The following is a 15640-nucleotide window of genomic DNA, read 5'->3' on the forward strand; positions in this document are numbered from 1 at the left end:
TCCCCTAACCTTGCCCGCTGATTATGGCGGGTTGACTCGCAGGCAAAGCTATGCGGGTCTGGTCGTTCCGCCAACCCGCCATCACCCGACAGACATAAGAGAAACGCAACGCGATGGCACTTCACCCCTATGCCGATCGACCCGCCGAGGCGCGGGATCGGTTACGCACCCTCTTGTCACGGCATTACCGGCTGGAGCACTACGATCTCTTCTTCGCCCCTTCGCTGCATGTGGCGCGCATCCTTCTTTCTCAGCTCTTTCTGCGCCAGGAGCAGGCGCGCAATCAGACGCGCTACGCCACGCACTTTCCGGTCAGCGAACTTCACGTTCTGCCCGCCGTGCCATTGATGGCGGGCAATATCAACTTTGTGGCGCATGTAGAGCTGCCGCACGGCCTGGTGCGGCCGCTGCGCGCGTGTCAGCAGCAGGGCGTGGTCGACGTCAGCGAAAGCTTTGCCAGCGTGCTGCATGATGAGGTCATTGACCAGGCCCGGCTGTTTGTCGCCTGTCTCGATCGCCATGCCGATCTGCATGGCGGGCTGGTGCTGGTGGCGCTGCGCACCGCCGACTTCAGCACCCTGGTCCGCAGCGAACTGCGCCTGTTTGAACAGGGCCTGCCGCTGGATGCGCCGGTGCTGGCCGCGCTGACGCGCGCCAAAGCGCCGGACTGGCGGCCTTATAATCATGCCAGCGTCGAGGCGATCGCTCTGCATTCGCCGCAGTGGCTCGCTTCCAGCCACCAGCCGGGATTACCTTTCGCCAGCTTCTCGCTCTCGCCGCCGCAGCTGGCGGCGCTGAAACCTGCCAGCGATCTGGAACTGTGGCCGCAACAGGGACGCCTGCTGGTGCGCGCCAGCCAGCGCGGCGGCGGACGAAAGCGAACCAACCTCACGGCGCAGGTCAGCAGACGACTTCAGCTGCTGTTTACGCCTGGCGGCCAGTCTGAAAAAAACGATTAGCGCGGTTAGCCCACGGCCCTTTATGGAGAAATACGCTACAGTCATCAGGGCGATGCATCCGCGCCTTTCTTGTGGTGAGCGGGTCATAATGGTATGGTCTTCGCCTTCTCAGATTGATCAATGCGATTCGCAAGGGGATTTACGCAATGCGTATTATTCTGCTCGGTGCTCCGGGCGCAGGTAAGGGCACTCAGGCTCAGTTCATCATGGAGAAATACGGCATTCCGCAAATCTCCACGGGCGATATGTTGCGTGCGGCGGTAAAAGCCGGCACCGAGCTTGGCAACCAGGCGAAAGCCATTATGGATGCCGGTAAACTGGTCACTGATGAGCTGGTTATCGCGCTGGTAAAAGAGCGTATCGCGCAGGAAGACTGCAAAAACGGTTTTCTGCTGGACGGTTTCCCGCGCACCATTCCGCAGGCGGACGCGATGAAAGACGCCGGCATTAAGATTGACTGCGTGCTGGAGTTCGCCGTGCCGGACGAGCTGATCGTCGACCGTATCGTTGGCCGTCGCGTGCACGCGCCGTCAGGCCGCGTTTATCACGTTAAATATAATCCGCCGAAAGTTGAAGGTCAGGACGATGTGACCGGCGAAGAGCTGACCACGCGTAAAGACGATCAGGAAGAGACCGTGCGTAAGCGTCTGGTGGAGTACCATCAGCTGACCGCGCCGCTGATCGCTTACTACAGCAAAGAAGCGGAAGCGGGCAATACCGCTTACCATAAAATCGACGGCACTCAGCCGGTTGCCGACGTCAGCAAACAGCTGGCAGATATTCTCGGCTAAGCTGTCGGGGCTGGCAGTGCCAGCCCCTTTTGCAGTAATTGCTTTTCCCTCTCCTGCTTTCCGCTACAATTTCCCCTGTTTTCACGCATCTCCGCTATCAAGGAATAACAATGAGGCAAGACAAGCCCGGCGTGTTACTGGTTAATTTAGGTACGCCAGACGCCCCCACCACAGCTGCTGTAAAGCGCTATCTGAAACAGTTTCTGAGCGATCCGCGCGTGGTCGATACGCCGCGCTGGCTCTGGTGGCCAATCCTGAACGGCGTGGTTCTGCCGTTTCGCTCACCGCGCGTGGCAAAACTCTACGCTTCCGTGTGGATGGAAGGCGGCTCGCCGCTGATGGTTTACAGCCAGCAACAGCGCGAAGCGCTGGCCGCACGCGTCGATATGCCGGTTGAGCTGGGCATGAGCTACGGCAATCCCAGCCTGCAAAGCGCGGTCGATCGTCTGATGGCGCAGGGCGTTACGCGCATGATCGTGCTGCCGCTCTATCCGCAGTTCTCCTGTTCCACCGTTGCGGCGGTCTGGGACGGCCTGTACAGCGCGTTTAAAAAGGCGCGCACGCTGCCGGACATCGAATTTATTCGCGATTATGCCGAACATCCGGCCTATATCGCCGCGCTGAAAGCCTCGGTGGAGCGCTCGTTTGCGCTACACGGGCAGCCGGATCTGCTGGTGCTCTCCTATCACGGCATACCGCAGCGTTTTGCCCGCGAAGGCGACGACTATCCGCTGCGCTGCGCCGATACCACCGCGCTGCTTCAGCAGGCGCTGGGACTGCGCGACGATCAAATTATGATGACCTTCCAGTCGCGCTTTGGCCGCGAACCCTGGCTGCAACCCTATACCGACGAGACCATGCAGGGGCTGGCGAAAAAGGGCGTGAAGCATGTACAGGTGATGAGTCCCGGCTTTGCGTCAGACTGCCTGGAAACGCTGGAAGAGATCAGCGAGCAGAATCGCGAGTTTTTCCTGCACGGCGGCGGCGAGAAATTTGAATATATTCCCGCCCTGAACGCCGATGTCGAGCATATCGACATGATGATACAACTCGTTAACGCGCGTCGTTAAATAGCAGGCGGAGAGTATGCTATTATCCTCCGCCTGTTTTTCTGACGGCACCCACCATGAAATTTCCCGGCAAACGCAAATCTAAACACTATTTCCCCGTTAGCGCCCGCGATCCCTTACTGCATGCTGCCTCGCAGGATGTGGAAGAGGGCAGCTGGGTCGTGGGTATCGACCAGACGCTGGTGGATATTGAAGCTAAAGTCGATGACGCCTTTCTGGTTCGCTACGGCCTGAGCGCCGGTCACTCTCTGGTGATCGCCGACGATGTGGCCGAAGCGCTCTATCATGAGCTGATGCGCGATAACCTGATCACCCATCAGTTTGCCGGCGGCACCATTGGCAATACGCTGCACAACTATTCGGTGTTGGCCGATGACCGCTCGGTGCTGCTGGGCGTGATGTGCAGCAATATTCAGATTGGGGGGTATGCCTACCGTTATCTGTGCAACACCTCCAGCCGTATGGATCTCAACTATCTTCAGGGCGTGGACGGGGCGATTGGCCGCTGTTTTACCCTGATTGACGAGCAGGGCGAGCGCACCTTCGCCATCAGCCCCGGCCAGATGAACCAGCTGCGCGCGGAGAGTATTCCTGAAGCGGTGATTGCCGGGGCCTCGGCGCTGGTGCTGACCTCTTATCTGGTGCGCTGTAGCGAAGGCGAGCCGATGCCGCAGGCCACGCTCCAGGCGATCGAGTATGCGAAGCGCCATAACGTGCCGGTGGTGCTGACGCTGGGCACCAAATATGTTATTGGCGATAACCCGCAGTTCTGGCGCGACTTTCTGCGCGATCACGTCACTATTGTGGCGATGAATGAGGAAGAGGCGCTGGCGCTGACCGGCGAGTCAGATCCGCTGCTGGCGGCGGATATGGCGCTGGAGTGGGTCGATCTGGTGCTCTGTACCGCCGGTCCGACCGGGCTTTACATGGCGGGCTATACCGAAGAAGAATACAAGCGCAAAACCAATCATCCGCTGCTGCCGGGCGCGATTGCGGAGTTTAATCAGTACGAGTTTAGCCGGGCGATGCGCCAGCAGGACTGCGAGCAGCCGATGCGCATCTTCTCGCATATCGCGCCCTATATGGGCGGTCCCGAAAAGATCATGAACACCAACGGCGCAGGCGACGGCGCGCTGGCAGCCTTGCTGCATGACATTACGGCAAATAACTTCCATAAACAGAAAGTCCCCAACTCCAGCAAGCATGCCCGTGAGTATCTGACCTACTCTTCGCTGGCGCAGGTGTGTAAATATGCCAACCGCGTCAGCTATCAGGTGCTGAATCAGCATTCGCCGCGCCTGACGCGCGGCCTGCCGGAACGAGAGGACAGTCTGGAAGAGTCATACTGGGATCGCTAAGCCAGCAGGCTTCCCCTGACGCGGGGAAGCCGCCAGGTTAAATCGGGCACTCGCGCACGACAGGGCGTTCGGCAATCTCCGCCTCCAGCATATGCAGCATGCTGCTGGCGATTTCACGTTCGCCCATTACCACGCGCGTTGCGCCGCGCGCCATGATGTACTCCACCTCATCGTCATAGTGCGCGCGCGCAATGATCTCTATCTCGCTAAATTTCTCGCGTGCGGTCGTGACAATTTCGCCGGACTCATAGCCGTTGGGAATGGTCAGCAGCAGCCAGCGCGCGCAGTCGAGCCGCGCCAGCTCCATAGTATCGAGGCGCACTGCATTGCCGAGCACCGCTTTAATACCCTGCTCGCGCAGCGCTTCCACGCGTGAGCGGGAGTTTTCCACCACCACAAAAGGCACGTCCGCCTCCAGTAGTTTCTGACCCAGCAGGCTGCCCACCCGACCGTAGCCAACGATCACCGCATGGTGGCAAATATCCACCGGGATCTGCTTCTCTTCCTCGGCGGCCTCTTCCTGCGCCTGTTCCTCGCGGCTTTCGCTTTTCGCCAGATAGCGCTCCAGCAGGCTGAACAGGATGGGGTTGAGCATAATAGAGAGGATAGCCGCCGCCAGCACCAGGTTCCGTCCTTCGCTGGTGAGCAGGTTAAGCGAAATCCCCAGTCCGGCCAGAATAAAAGCGAACTCGCCAATTTGCGCCAGACTCACAGAGATGGTCAGTGCGGTGCGGCGGGAATGTCCCAGCAGCGTAACCAGCAGCCAGGCGGCGATGGATTTGCCCAGCACCACAATCACCAGCGCGCCAAGCACGGCCAGCGGCTGCTCAACCAGGATCATCGGATCGAACAGCATGCCCACCGAAACAAAGAACAGCACGGCAAAGGCGTCGCGCAGCGGCAGGGTGTCATGCGCGGCGCGATGGCTCAGCTCGGATTCATTCAGCACCATTCCGGCGAAGAACGCGCCCAGGGCGAAAGAGACGTCGAAAAATTCCACGGCGCCAAAGGCGATGCCCAGCGCCAGCGCCAGCACCGACAGGGTAAACAGCTCGCGCGAGCCGGTTGCGGCGCTTTTCGCCAGAATCCACGGCACGACGCGACGGCCCACCACCATCATCAGCACCATAAAGGCGGCCACCTTGCCAATGGTCAGCAGCAGATCCCACGCCAGCAGCTGCGGACTGGCATTGCCCTGTTCCAGCATACCGGCAATCGCGGGCAGCAATACCAGCGTCAGCACCATCACCAGATCTTCGACAATCAGCCAGCCGATGGCGATCTGCCCGCGCTGGCTGTCAATCAGCTGACGCTCTTCCAGCGCCCGCAGCAGCACCACGGTGCTGGCCGTCGACAAACAGAGACCAAACACCAGGCCGGTCATCAGCGACCAGCCCAGCCAGGCAGAGAGCCCCATTCCCAGCAGCGTCGCAACGGCGATCTGCGCCACCGCGCCGGGAATGGCGATGCTCTTTACCGACATCAGATCCTTGAGAGAGAAGTGCAGGCCGACGCCGAACATCAGCAAAATAACGCCCAGCTCCGCCAGCTCTGGCGCCAGATTGGTATCCGCGACAAAACCGGGCGTAAAAGGACCGGCCAGCACGCCCGCCAGCAGATAGCCCACCAGCGGCGAGATGCGCAGGCGGTTTGCCAGCATGCCAAGGAGAAACGCCAGGACCAGTCCCCCGACGATAGTGGTAATCAACGGTGTGGTGTGATGCATGCCTGTCTCCTTGTGTGCAAATGTATCCGCCTGTAACAAATGAGTTTAAAGCAATTATTGCCTTTTCGCTGTGCGATTTGACGGATAATAAGAAAAAAGTTTGGAAATGAGAAGAAAGCGCAGTCGAAGGTCTGTTTTTCCAGGTTTTCGCGAATCGGAGCCGTGAAAATGCCAGTCAGCACGTCAGGAATTAATAATATCATCTGAAAAAAAAAGCGCGCTGGCCGCGACTATCGAACCAGAATGTGCGCTAAATGCCGAAAAGCGCATTAAGGTGCGGCTTTATATCAGCTTTCCCTGCCTTATTATCATTTGGTTGCAGAGGTTAAAAATAATCTCAGCAGAGGCGACCCTGCGTTTCATCTTGAGTTAAACCACGGAATATGCGACACAGTGGATCGGCATGCTATTACCACCCGGAACGGGCACTTCGTACAATAAGGAGACTGGCTTTGCTGTTATCTCGATGGGCTGCAACCAGCCTGGCGCTGCTGGCGCTGGCACCCGCGCTTTCTCAGGCCGCCGCGCCAGATCGCACTTACCGCTTTAGCATCCTCCACACCAACGACGAACACGGCCATTTCTGGTACAACGCGCAGGGCGAATATGGCCTGGCGGCCCAGAAAACCTTAATGGATACATTACGTTATGATGTACAGGCCAAAGGCGGCGGGGCGCTGATCCTCTCGGCGGGCGACGTTAACACCGGCGTGCCGGAATCAGACGCGCTGGATGCCGAACCCGATATTCGCGGCATGAATCTGATCGGCTATGACGCGATGGCGCTCGGCAATCACGAATTTGATCGTCCGCTTGACGTGCTGCGCAAGCAGGAGAGCTGGGCGCGTTTTCCTTTTCTGGCGGCCAATATTTATCAGAAAAGCACCGGACAGCGTCTGTTTAAGCCCTGGGCGATATTCAATCGTATGGGCCTGAAAATCGCCGTGCTGGGACTGGCGACGCCCGATACCGCGAAGCTGGCGAATCCGGATCATCTGCGCGACATCGAGTTCCGCGATCCCGTCAGCGAGACGAAAAAAGCCGTCGCGGAGCTGCGCGCCGGTGAAAAACCAGACGTGATTGTGGTGCTGAGCCATCTTGGCTATGACGATAACGGCGAGCACGGCAGCGACGCGCCCGGCGACGTCACGCTGGCACGCAGCCTGCCGCCCGGCACCGTGGCGATGATTGTGGGCGGCCATTCGCATGATACGCTCTGCATGGAAAAAACGAATGTGCGGGTGAAGGCTTTTCAGCCGGGCGCCGCCTGCCAGCCGGACAAACAGAACGGCGTGTGGATTATGCAGGCCGGAAAATGGGGCGAATATGTCGGACGCGGCGATTTTACCTGGCGCAACGGCGAGGTCGCGCTTGAGTCCTACACGCTGGTGCCGGTTAATCTCAAACATCAGATTAAAAACGCCGACGGCAGCGAAACCTGGCTCACCTGGCAGCAGGAGATCCCTAAAAACACCGCCATGATGAAGTTGTTAATGCCCTACCAGAAGCGCGCCGATGCGCGTCTCAGCGTCGAGGTGGGCAGCGCTGTGGGTCAGTTTAACGGCGAGCGCGAGCAGGTGCGTTTTACCCAGACCAACCTTGGTCAGCTGATTTTGCGCGCGCAGATGGCGCATACCCAGGCCGATTTCGCCGTGATGAGCGGCGGCGGGATTCGCGCGTCACTGCCGACCGGTAAGCTGAGCTGGCGCGATCTGTTGCAGGTGCAGCCGTTTGGCAATCAGGTGGTGTCAGTGACGATGACCGGGGAGGAGGTGAAGAAATATCTTGATGTGGTCGCCAACATTGATGCGGACAAAGGCGGCTTTGCCCAGTTTGCCCACGTCAGCCTGGTGGCGGACGGCAGCGGAGTGAGCGAAGTGCGCATTAACGGGCAGCGGTTACAGGCTGATAAAACCTACCGCATGGCGACCAACAGCTTTAACGCGGCGGGAGGCGACGGCTATCCGCGTATTGATACCTATGCAGGCTATCAAAATACAGGGGACAGGGATGCCGAGGTGCTACGCGATTATGTCAAAGCGCACTCGCCGCTGAAGGCAGACGACTACGCGCCAACCGACACCCTTCACAGGCTAACGGAAGCGGAGAAAAAGGCGCGCGAGAAGTCGAACAAGCGCAGCTATCCGAAGATGATCCTGGCCTGGCTCTGGCCCTGGGGACATGAAACGGCGCAGAAAGCGCCGTAAAAGCCTGGAGAGAGGCGAACCCAGGGTTATCTGTCGCCCGCAGCCGCGCGCAAGATTCTGTGCTGGCGCAGACGCGCGCTTTTTCGCCAGTCGCGCGCAGGCCGCTGTCCAGGTCCGCGTCGGCCGTTTTATCCCTGAGCGGACGCGTTGCCGTACCGGCTTAAGCGCGTAGCCGCTAAGCCTCACAGGATGCCGACCTGAACCAGCGCGGGCGCAGCTTGTCCCAGATCCAGTTATAGGCCATGGTATAGGGCAGGAAAAACAGAAAAAACGCCACTTCCAGCAGAAACGCCTGCCACAGCGAAATACCCAGCATCCAGGCGGCAATCGGCAGGCCGATTAAAATAAATCCCCCTTCAAACAGCAGGGCGTGCATGGCGCGCAGCAGCAAACCTCGATGCACCTTGCCCGGCGGAAATACCCGGTCAAATCCTGTGTTGTAAATCATATTCCACAGCATCGCCACGGTAGAGAGCATGATCGCCAGCGCGCCCATTTGAAACAGCGGTTTCTGCATCGCCCAGGCCGCCAGCGGCGAAACGGTCAGGATTGCCAGAGTTTCAAACCCCAGAGCATGTAAAAAACGTTCTTTTAGCGAACGGGTACGCATCGTCAACCTCCATCAGTGAGGCAGACATTCTGGCAGCTGAAAATGTTAAGATAAAATGATGACCTATCGATAAAAGCGATGGATGAAATGCGTTACTCTCCCGAATCCTTAGAAGCCTTTGTGCAGACCGTCAGCAGCGGTTCTTTTTCCGCCGCGGCGCGCGCGCTGGGCAAGAGTCAGTCGACAATCAGCACGGCGATTGCCAGTCTGGAAGACGATCTCGGCTTTATGCTGTTCGATCGCCGGGGTCGCCAGCCGATCCTGACCGATCAGGGCAGGCGCGCGCTGGCGCAGGTACAGCAGATCCTTGCAGCCAGCGAACGGCTGGATGCGCTGGCGATCAGGCTGTCGCAGGGGGTTGAACCGCGTCTCAGCTTCGCCGTCTCTGACTTCTGGCAGACGGAATACCACGAGCAACTGCTGAAACAGTTCGATGCGCAGTTTCCGGAGATCGAACTGGAATGCATGATCGCCGAAGATGCGGACGTGCTGGATCTGCTCCAGGCGGGACGCGTTCATCTGGGCGTGGTGCGCGCCCAGCCACGCCTGCCGCCCGATATTGCGGTCGCGCGACTTCAGGTTAATGCGGAAATGGCGATCTACATCCATCGCGATCATCCCCTGGCTGAGCAGCCGGGATTAACGGAGAGCGCACTGGAGCAGGTACGTCAGCTGCGGCTCAATACCTGGGTAGAGCCGCACGCCGTGACGCCGCCGGGGCGCGTCTGGTCCGCGCCGACCTACTTGCTGCTGCTGGAGATGGCGGAGCAGGGGTTCGGCTGGTCTGTTCTGCCGCGCTGGCTGGTGAAGCAGTTTGGTCATGACGTGTTGCAGGAGCTGAGCCTGCCGGGCTGGCCGCAGCATATTGCGGTCGAAGCGGTCTGGTCACGCCGCACGCCGCCTGGGCCGGCCGGACGCTGGATGATCGATCAGCTGTGCGCTCAGCCGCGGCGTTAATCGCGGCGCGCGATGTCCGCCAGCGGCGCATCCAGCAGGCGCGCCAGATCCTGCGCCGCCAGTTCCAGATCGAGTCCGCGCTTGCCGCCGGAGATAAAGATGGTGGCGAAATCGGCCGCAGAGTGGTCGATTACCGTTGGCAAACGCTTTTTTTGCCCCAGCGGACTGATGCCGCCAATCAGATAGCCGGTCACGCGCTGCGCCAGCTGCGGATCGGCCATATCCGCTTTTTTCGCGCCTAAGGCTTTCGCGACTTTCTTCAGGTCGAGCTGGCTGGAAACCGGCGTAACCGCCACCGCCAGCTGCTTTGCGTCGCCGTTCAGCGCCACCAGTAAGGTCTTGTACACCTGGCGCGCATCAAGGTTGAGTTTTCTTACCGCTTCGTCGCCAAAGTTGGTCTCATGGCTGTCATGCTCATAGGGATGGAGCGTAAAGGCGACGCGTTGTTTTTCCAGCAATTTTACCGCAGGCGTCATAAAATCCTTCTTATAGGAAAAATCTTATTCCTAAATTAAATAAATTAATGGTGGCGAAAGTTTGCGCTTTGCGCGAAAATGGCCCTGCGCCAGCCGAAAGGTTGAGCGATAACCAAAATCATAAACAAATTCCTCTTTGACGGGCCGGTAGCGATACCGGCCTTCTTTTTTTGCCTCAGCGCTGTAGCAGCATCAGCAAATTCTCTTCGCCGTACAGGTGTAGCGCGCCGACTGCCACCACATAGTGTCCTGACGGCAGCGCCCGCAGCCGATCGCGCCACAGAGCGTTGCGCTGTGAAATCAGCGTGTCGTTGAGCGCCGAACTAAAGGTCGAGGGCAGCGCGATATGCGGCTCGCGCGGCGGCGCGTCCAGCCACCAGCTCACCATCAGCTGCAACAGACGCGCATTGGTATGCCAGTGTGTCAGCGTATCCTGCAATAACGCCATTCCGTCATCCGGCAGCGATTTCAGCAGGGCGATCTGCGTGTCTGCGCCCTCCAGTTCGATGATCGGCTTATTCAGCGTTTTCGCCGCCTGTAACAGCTGATAGTCGATACCGTAGTCGGGACGCAATCCGAGCCGCTGCGCCTGCTGCGCCTGGAGCATCAGCGCGATTTGCCACGCGGGCAGGGTATCGAACATCGACAGCGACAGATGGAGTTCATTGCATAAGGCTGTCAGGCGCGTCTGCTCGTCTGGCGTAAGGCGCACGCTGAGTGGCTCACGCTCCTCAGCGGTGTCAAACGGCGAGCCGCCCTGAGTAATATCCGCTTCGACAATCAGCGCATCCGCTTTCTGTAACTGCCTTAGCAGGCGCGCGGGCAGCGGCTGCATATCGCGCGTGCCCATGTGAATGCTGCCGACCAGATGCAGCAGCCGGCCGTCCAGCCGAATATCCTGCGCAGGCCAGCGATAGCTGGCGGGAAAAAGTCGGCTTACCAGCCCGTGCAAACTACGCCAAATGCTGCCACTCATTCCCCGTCCTTACTCAGTCAAAACGCCATGCTAGCGATTCCCGCCGCTGAAAAACAGCGCATTAACGGCGATCGTCGCGCGTCGGGCGGTAGCGCAGCAGCCGGTTGGCGTTGCTGACCACGGTAATAGAGGAGAGCGCCATCGCGGCGCCCGCGACCACCGGGCTGAGCAGCGCGCCGGTCAGCGGGTAGAGCGCGCCCGCCGCCAGCGGAATGCCGAGACTGTTATAGATAAAGGCCCCCAGCAGGTTCTGCCGGATATTGCGCAGCGTTGCACTGGCGAGCGCCAGCGCGTCGGCGACGCTGTTCAGATCGGCGCGCATCAGGGTAATGGGCGCGGTTTCTACCGCCACGTCGCTGCCGCCGCCCATGGCAATGCCCACGTCCGCCTGCGCCAGCGCCGGGGCGTCGTTAATGCCGTCGCCCACCATAGCGACGCGGCGGCCCTGCTGCTGTAGCCTGGCGACCGCCTGCGCTTTCGCTTCCGGCAGCACGCCGGCAATCACCTCGTCAATGCCTGCTTGCTGCGCAATGGCGCGAGCGGTCTCTTCACGGTCGCCGGTCAGCATCATCAGGCGATAGCCTGACTGACGCAGCCGGTGCAGCGCCGCTTGACTCTCTGGACGCAGCCCGTCGCGCAGCGCGATCAGACCCACAAGCTCGCCGTTCTGCGCCAGCAGCACCGGCGTGGCGCCCTGGCGCGACAGCCGCTCTATATCTGACTGTGCGTCGTGCAGCGCAATCTGGTTATCCTGCATCAGCGCCGCATTGCCCAGCAGCAGCGGCTTGCCGTCGAGTATGCCGCTGACGCCTTTGCCGCGTATTGTACGAAATTGCGCAATCTCATGATGATTCGCGGTCTCCGCCGCCGCGACAATGGCCTGCGCCAGCGGGTGGCTGGCGTTTTTTTCCAGCGCGGCGGCATGCTGCAATACCGATTCGCGCGACGCGCCATTCCAGCTCAGCACCTCATCCACCTGCGGCCTGCCTGTGGTCAGGGTGCCGGTTTTATCAAATACCAGCGTATCGATGCGGCTGGCGCGCTGGAGCGCATCGGCATCGCGCACCAGCACCCCCAGTTCGGCGGCGCGTCCTACGCCTGCAATAATCGACATCGGCGTGGCGAGACCCAGCGCGCAGGGGCAGGCGATAATCAGTACCGTGGTGGCAACCACCAGCGTGTAGGCAATCTGCGGCTGCGGGCCGAACAGATACCAGATGGCGGCGCTGATCAGGGCGATCGCCACCACCACCGGCACGAACACCGCCGAGATGCGATCGGCGAGGCGGCCGACGTCGGGCTTGCTGCTTTGGGCCTGGCGCACCAGGTAAATAATACGCGCCAGCGCCGTCTGCTCGCCCGTGGCGCGCGCCACGAAGCGCACCGCGCCATCCTGAACCAGCGTCCCGGCGTAAACCTTATCGCCGGCGCGCTTGCTCTGCGGCACCGCTTCGCCGGTCAGCATCGCCTCGTCCAGCCAGGCTTCGCCGTCTTTGATCTCGCCGTCCACCGGCACGCGATCGCCGGTTGTCAGGCGCAGCGTCATGCCGGGCCGCACCGCGCTGAGCGGCACCAGCATTTCCCCTTGCTCGTCGATCAGTCTCGCCTGCGCGGGCGTGAGATCGAGCAGGCGCTCAAGGGCTTTAGAGGAGCGCTGACGCGCGCGCTGCTCCAGCGCATGGCCAAGATTAATCAGGCCGATAATCATCACGCTGGCTTCAAAATAGAGATGGCGCGCCTGCATCGGGAAAAAGTCTGGCCAGAGCGCGACGCTGAAAGAGTAGAGCCACGCGGCGGCCGTGCCGAGCGCGACCAGCGTATCCATAGTCGCGCTGCCGTTGCGCAGGCTGCGCCAGGCGCTGCGGAAGAAATGTCCGCCAGCGACGATCATCACCAGCAGCGTCACGCCGCCGATAACAAGCCACAGCGTACGGTTGTCGTCGCTGAGCATCATATTGTCGCCGAGCATGCCCCAGACCATCAGGGGCGCGCCCAGCGCCAGCGCCAGCGCGGCCTGCCAGCTAAAACGGCGCATCGCGCGGCGGGCGCTGCTCTGCTGTTTATCGCGCCGCTCCTGTTCATCCTGCACCGGCTGAGCCTGATAGCCCGCGGCTTCGACGGCCTCGACCAGCTGTGAGGCCGCGGCATCGCCCATGACCAGCGCGCTGCGCTCGCCGAGATTCACGCGCGCCTGGGTGACCCCCGGCACTTTTTCCAGCGCTTTCTCTACCCGGCTGACGCAGCTGGCGCAGCTCATACCCTCGATCAGCAGAAACTGCGCAGCGTCACTCTGTTGTGCCGGTTGGGTCTCCGCCACCGTTGTCAGCGCCTCCGGCGGCGGCTCTGAAGCTGTCAACGGCTCAGGCTTTGGGTGGCGGTCGCCGCTCAGGGTGGCGTGATAGCCTGCGGCTTCCACGGTGGCGATCAGCGCGGCGGCGTCGGCGCTGCCCGTCACCTGCGCCTCCTGCTGGGTGACGCTGGCCTGTTCGACATCGGCGCGCTGTTCAAGCGCTTCTTTAACACGTTTGACGCAGTGGCCGCAGGAAAGGCCTTCCAGCGCCAGCGAGATTGTCTGAGACATAATGCACTCCTGTCAGGTCGCAGTTAACAATGTGAGCTTTTTATCAGCTGTTCTACAGGCTAAACCTTCCATCAAGGGGAAGGTCAAACTATTTTAACAGGCGATAGCGGTGATGGGGTTACAGGGGGAGAACGCAGTGAATATTAGCGACGTCGCGAAAAAGACCGGGCTGACCAGCAAGGCGATCCGTTTTTATGAAGAGAAAGGGGTGGTAACGCCGCCGCTGCGCAGCGATAACGGCTACCGTCGCTACAGCGCTCATCATCTGGAGGAGCTTAATCTGCTGCGTCAAGCGCGTCAGGTTGGATTTACGCTCGACGAATGTCGCGAACTGGTCACGCTGTTTAACGATCCGGCGCGTCACAGCGCCGACGTAAAGGCGCGCACCTTACAAAAAGCGGCGGAAATCGCCGCTCATATCGAAGAGCTACAGGCGATGCGCATTCGCCTGCTGGCGCTGGCCGAGGCCTGTCCGGGCGACGACAGCGCCGAGTGCCCGATCATCAATAACCTGGCGGGCTGCTGCGCTCACGGAAAAGGCGCGTCGGACTAACGCGGCCTGATACGCAGCGTAATGCCTTCGATGCCGGTGACAATCACCTGCGTACCCGCAGGCAGGTCTTCATCGGCCTGTACGCGCCAGCTGCTGTCGCCCAGCTTCACATGGCCGATGCCGTTAACCAGCGGCGCATCCAGCGTCAGATGCGTGCCGATCAGCTGAAGGCCGCGCTGGTTAATCGAGCCGGGTTGTTGATTGCGTTCGCGGTGGCGCATCCAGCGATACCACAGATAAGCGCAGATCAGCGTCAGCAGGGCGAACAGCGTGCCCTGAGCCGTCCAGCCGAACGGGAATAACCACTCGACGATGCCCACCAGCACCGCAGCAACGCCGCTCCACAGCAGATAGCCGCTGGTGCCCAGCATTTCCGCCGCCAGCAGCAGGCCGCCTAAGGTCAGCCAGAACCAGTGGGGATGAGCGATGATTTCCATCAGCATCAGCGTTTCGACTCGGTCGATGAGCTTTTCAGCAGCTCGCTGATACCCGCCACCGATCCCAGCAGGCTGCTGGCGTCGAGCGGCATCATCACGACTTTGCTGTTGTTGGCTTCGCCAATCTTTTGCAGCGCGTCGGTGTATTTCTGCGCCACGAAGTAGTTCACCGCCTGAATATCGCCTGCCGCGATCGCTTCGGATACCATCTTAGTGGCGGCGGCTTCCGCTTCCGCCTGGCGCTCGCGCGCCTCGGCCTGTAAGAATGCAGAGGTTCGTTCGCCCTCGGCCTTGAGAATACGCGACTGCTTGTCGCCTTCAGCGCGCAGGATCGCCGCCTGCCGCACGCCTTCAGCCGCCAGAATATCGGCGCGTTTAGTACGCTCCGCCTTCATCTGCGCGTTCATGGCCGCGATCAGCTCCTGCGGCGGACGTACGTCGCGGATCTCGATGCGGGTGATTTTTACGCCCCAGGGATTGGTTGCCTCATCGACGATATGCAGCAGGCGCGTGTTGATGTTATCGCGCTGCGACAGCATCTCGTCCAGCTCCATGCCGCCGAGCACGGTGCGGATATTGGTCATGGTGAGGTTGATAATCGCCAGCTCAAGATTGCTGACTTCGTAGGCGGCGCGCGCCGGGTCTACTGCCTGAATAAAGCAGACGGCGTCGATGGTGACGTTAGCGTTGTCTTTGGAGATGACCTCCTGCGAGGGAATATCCAGCACCCGTTCCATCATATTGATCTTGCGGCCAATACGATCCATAAAGGGCACCACCAGGCTCAGACCGGGCTGGAGCGTGCGGGTATAGCGCCCGAAGCGTTCTACGGTCCACTGATAGCCCTGCGGCACGATTTTCACGCCCGCCCAAACGGTGATAAGTGCCAGCACGATCAGCACCGGAATGACTGTTAACATATAACCTCCTGGTTGTTAA

The 15640-nt window shown here is 60.3% G+C and carries 14 protein-coding genes; 7 read left to right on the forward strand and 7 right to left on the reverse strand.

Going from position 1 to position 15640, the window contains the following annotated elements; genetic code table 11:
- Nucleotides 1-113 precede the first annotated feature (113 nt).
- From BBB56_RS03750 to BBB56_RS03765, 4 genes are all read left to right on the forward strand, one after another.
- Nucleotides 114-959, forward strand: coding sequence for a DUF6024 family protein (locus tag BBB56_RS03750; protein WP_123798931.1), 846 nt, complete (start codon nucleotides 114-116; stop codon nucleotides 957-959).
- Nucleotides 960-1105: 146 nt separating this feature from the next.
- Nucleotides 1106-1750 (forward strand): adenylate kinase, encoded by a 645-nt coding sequence (adk, locus tag BBB56_RS03755; protein WP_123798933.1) that lies wholly within the window; start codon nucleotides 1106-1108, stop codon nucleotides 1748-1750.
- Nucleotides 1751-1860: 110 nt separating this feature from the next.
- Nucleotides 1861-2820, forward strand: a complete 960-nt coding sequence (gene hemH, locus BBB56_RS03760; protein ID WP_123798935.1) for a ferrochelatase — start codon at nucleotides 1861-1863, stop codon at nucleotides 2818-2820.
- A gap of 56 nt (nucleotides 2821-2876) precedes the next feature.
- The gene (locus BBB56_RS03765) at nucleotides 2877-4178 is read left to right on the forward strand and encodes an inosine/guanosine kinase (RefSeq protein ID WP_123798937.1); all 1302 of its coding nucleotides are present in this window, start codon (nucleotides 2877-2879) and stop codon (nucleotides 4176-4178) included.
- A 37-nt stretch (nucleotides 4179-4215) separates the two neighbouring features.
- On the opposite strand, the gene ybaL is transcribed toward BBB56_RS03765, so the two are convergent.
- A complete protein-coding gene (gene ybaL / locus BBB56_RS03770; RefSeq protein WP_123798939.1) occupies nucleotides 4216-5904 on the reverse strand; it encodes a YbaL family putative K(+) efflux transporter in 1689 nt (562 codons plus the stop codon).
- Nucleotides 5905-6356: 452 nt separating this feature from the next.
- Here ybaL and ushA point away from each other — a divergent pair, with 452 nt between their 5' ends.
- Nucleotides 6357-8111 (forward strand): bifunctional UDP-sugar hydrolase/5'-nucleotidase UshA, encoded by a 1755-nt coding sequence (ushA, locus tag BBB56_RS03775; protein WP_233592984.1) that lies wholly within the window; start codon nucleotides 6357-6359, stop codon nucleotides 8109-8111.
- A 175-nt stretch (nucleotides 8112-8286) separates the two neighbouring features.
- On the opposite strand, the gene BBB56_RS03780 is transcribed toward ushA, so the two are convergent.
- On the reverse strand, nucleotides 8287-8721 hold the full coding sequence (locus BBB56_RS03780) for a multidrug/biocide efflux PACE transporter (protein WP_123798943.1): 435 nt from the start codon (nucleotides 8719-8721) through the stop codon (nucleotides 8287-8289).
- Nucleotides 8722-8808: 87 nt separating this feature from the next.
- Here BBB56_RS03780 and BBB56_RS03785 point away from each other — a divergent pair, with 87 nt between their 5' ends.
- Nucleotides 8809-9678 (forward strand): LysR family transcriptional regulator, encoded by an 870-nt coding sequence (locus tag BBB56_RS03785; protein WP_123798945.1) that lies wholly within the window; start codon nucleotides 8809-8811, stop codon nucleotides 9676-9678.
- Here BBB56_RS03785 and ybaK read toward each other — a convergent pair.
- The 3 genes from ybaK to copA form a co-directional block, all read right to left on the reverse strand.
- Complete coding sequence (ybaK, locus tag BBB56_RS03790) at nucleotides 9675-10154, reverse strand: Cys-tRNA(Pro)/Cys-tRNA(Cys) deacylase YbaK (RefSeq protein ID WP_123798947.1); 480 nt, start codon at nucleotides 10152-10154, stop codon at nucleotides 9675-9677. The two genes, BBB56_RS03785 and ybaK, sit on opposite strands and share 4 nt — an antisense overlap.
- Nucleotides 10155-10329: 175 nt before the next feature.
- Nucleotides 10330-11130, reverse strand: coding sequence for a TraB/GumN family protein (locus tag BBB56_RS03795; RefSeq protein WP_123798949.1), 801 nt, complete (start codon nucleotides 11128-11130; stop codon nucleotides 10330-10332).
- Between the two features lie 61 nt (nucleotides 11131-11191).
- A complete protein-coding gene (gene copA / locus BBB56_RS03800) occupies nucleotides 11192-13711 on the reverse strand; it encodes a copper-exporting P-type ATPase CopA (protein ID WP_123798951.1) in 2520 nt (839 codons plus the stop codon).
- Nucleotides 13712-13847: 136 nt separating this feature from the next.
- Between copA and cueR the strand changes: the two genes are divergently transcribed.
- Entirely contained in the window at nucleotides 13848-14264 is a 417-nt protein-coding gene (gene cueR, locus BBB56_RS03805; RefSeq protein WP_123798953.1) for a Cu(I)-responsive transcriptional regulator, read from the forward strand.
- On the opposite strand, the gene BBB56_RS03810 is transcribed toward cueR, so the two are convergent.
- Complete coding sequence (locus BBB56_RS03810; RefSeq protein ID WP_123798955.1) at nucleotides 14261-14707, reverse strand: NfeD family protein; 447 nt, start codon at nucleotides 14705-14707, stop codon at nucleotides 14261-14263. The genes cueR and BBB56_RS03810 overlap by 4 nt on opposite strands.
- The gene (locus BBB56_RS03815) at nucleotides 14707-15621 is read right to left on the reverse strand and encodes an SPFH domain-containing protein (RefSeq protein WP_123798957.1); all 915 of its coding nucleotides are present in this window, start codon (nucleotides 15619-15621) and stop codon (nucleotides 14707-14709) included. The genes BBB56_RS03810 and BBB56_RS03815 overlap by 1 nt, the downstream gene beginning before the upstream one ends.
- Nucleotides 15622-15640 lie beyond the last annotated feature (19 nt).

It is taken from the genome of Candidatus Pantoea deserta (assembly GCF_003813865.1).
GTDB lineage: Bacteria > Pseudomonadota > Gammaproteobacteria > Enterobacterales > Enterobacteriaceae > Pantoea > Pantoea deserta.

Coding starts and splice junctions, on each gene's coding strand:
- BBB56_RS03810 (WP_123798955.1), bottom strand. CDS start 14,707: ATGCTGATGGAAATCATCGCTCATCCCCACTGGTTCTGGCTGACCTTA.
- copA (WP_123798951.1), bottom strand. CDS start 13,711: ATGTCTCAGACAATCTCGCTGGCGCTGGAAGGCCTTTCCTGCGGCCAC.
- ybaL (WP_123798939.1), bottom strand. CDS start 5,904: ATGCATCACACCACACCGTTGATTACCACTATCGTCGGGGGACTGGTC.
- ybaK (WP_123798947.1), bottom strand. CDS start 10,154: ATGACGCCTGCGGTAAAATTGCTGGAAAAACAACGCGTCGCCTTTACG.
- BBB56_RS03815 (WP_123798957.1), bottom strand. CDS start 15,621: ATGTTAACAGTCATTCCGGTGCTGATCGTGCTGGCACTTATCACCGTT.
- adk (WP_123798933.1), top strand. CDS start 1,106: ATGCGTATTATTCTGCTCGGTGCTCCGGGCGCAGGTAAGGGCACTCAG.
- BBB56_RS03750 (WP_123798931.1), top strand. CDS start 114: ATGGCACTTCACCCCTATGCCGATCGACCCGCCGAGGCGCGGGATCGG.
- BBB56_RS03780 (WP_123798943.1), bottom strand. CDS start 8,721: ATGCGTACCCGTTCGCTAAAAGAACGTTTTTTACATGCTCTGGGGTTT.
- BBB56_RS03785 (WP_123798945.1), top strand. CDS start 8,809: ATGCGTTACTCTCCCGAATCCTTAGAAGCCTTTGTGCAGACCGTCAGC.
- BBB56_RS03765 (WP_123798937.1), top strand. CDS start 2,877: ATGAAATTTCCCGGCAAACGCAAATCTAAACACTATTTCCCCGTTAGC.
- BBB56_RS03795 (WP_123798949.1), bottom strand. CDS start 11,130: ATGAGTGGCAGCATTTGGCGTAGTTTGCACGGGCTGGTAAGCCGACTT.
- hemH (WP_123798935.1), top strand. CDS start 1,861: ATGAGGCAAGACAAGCCCGGCGTGTTACTGGTTAATTTAGGTACGCCA.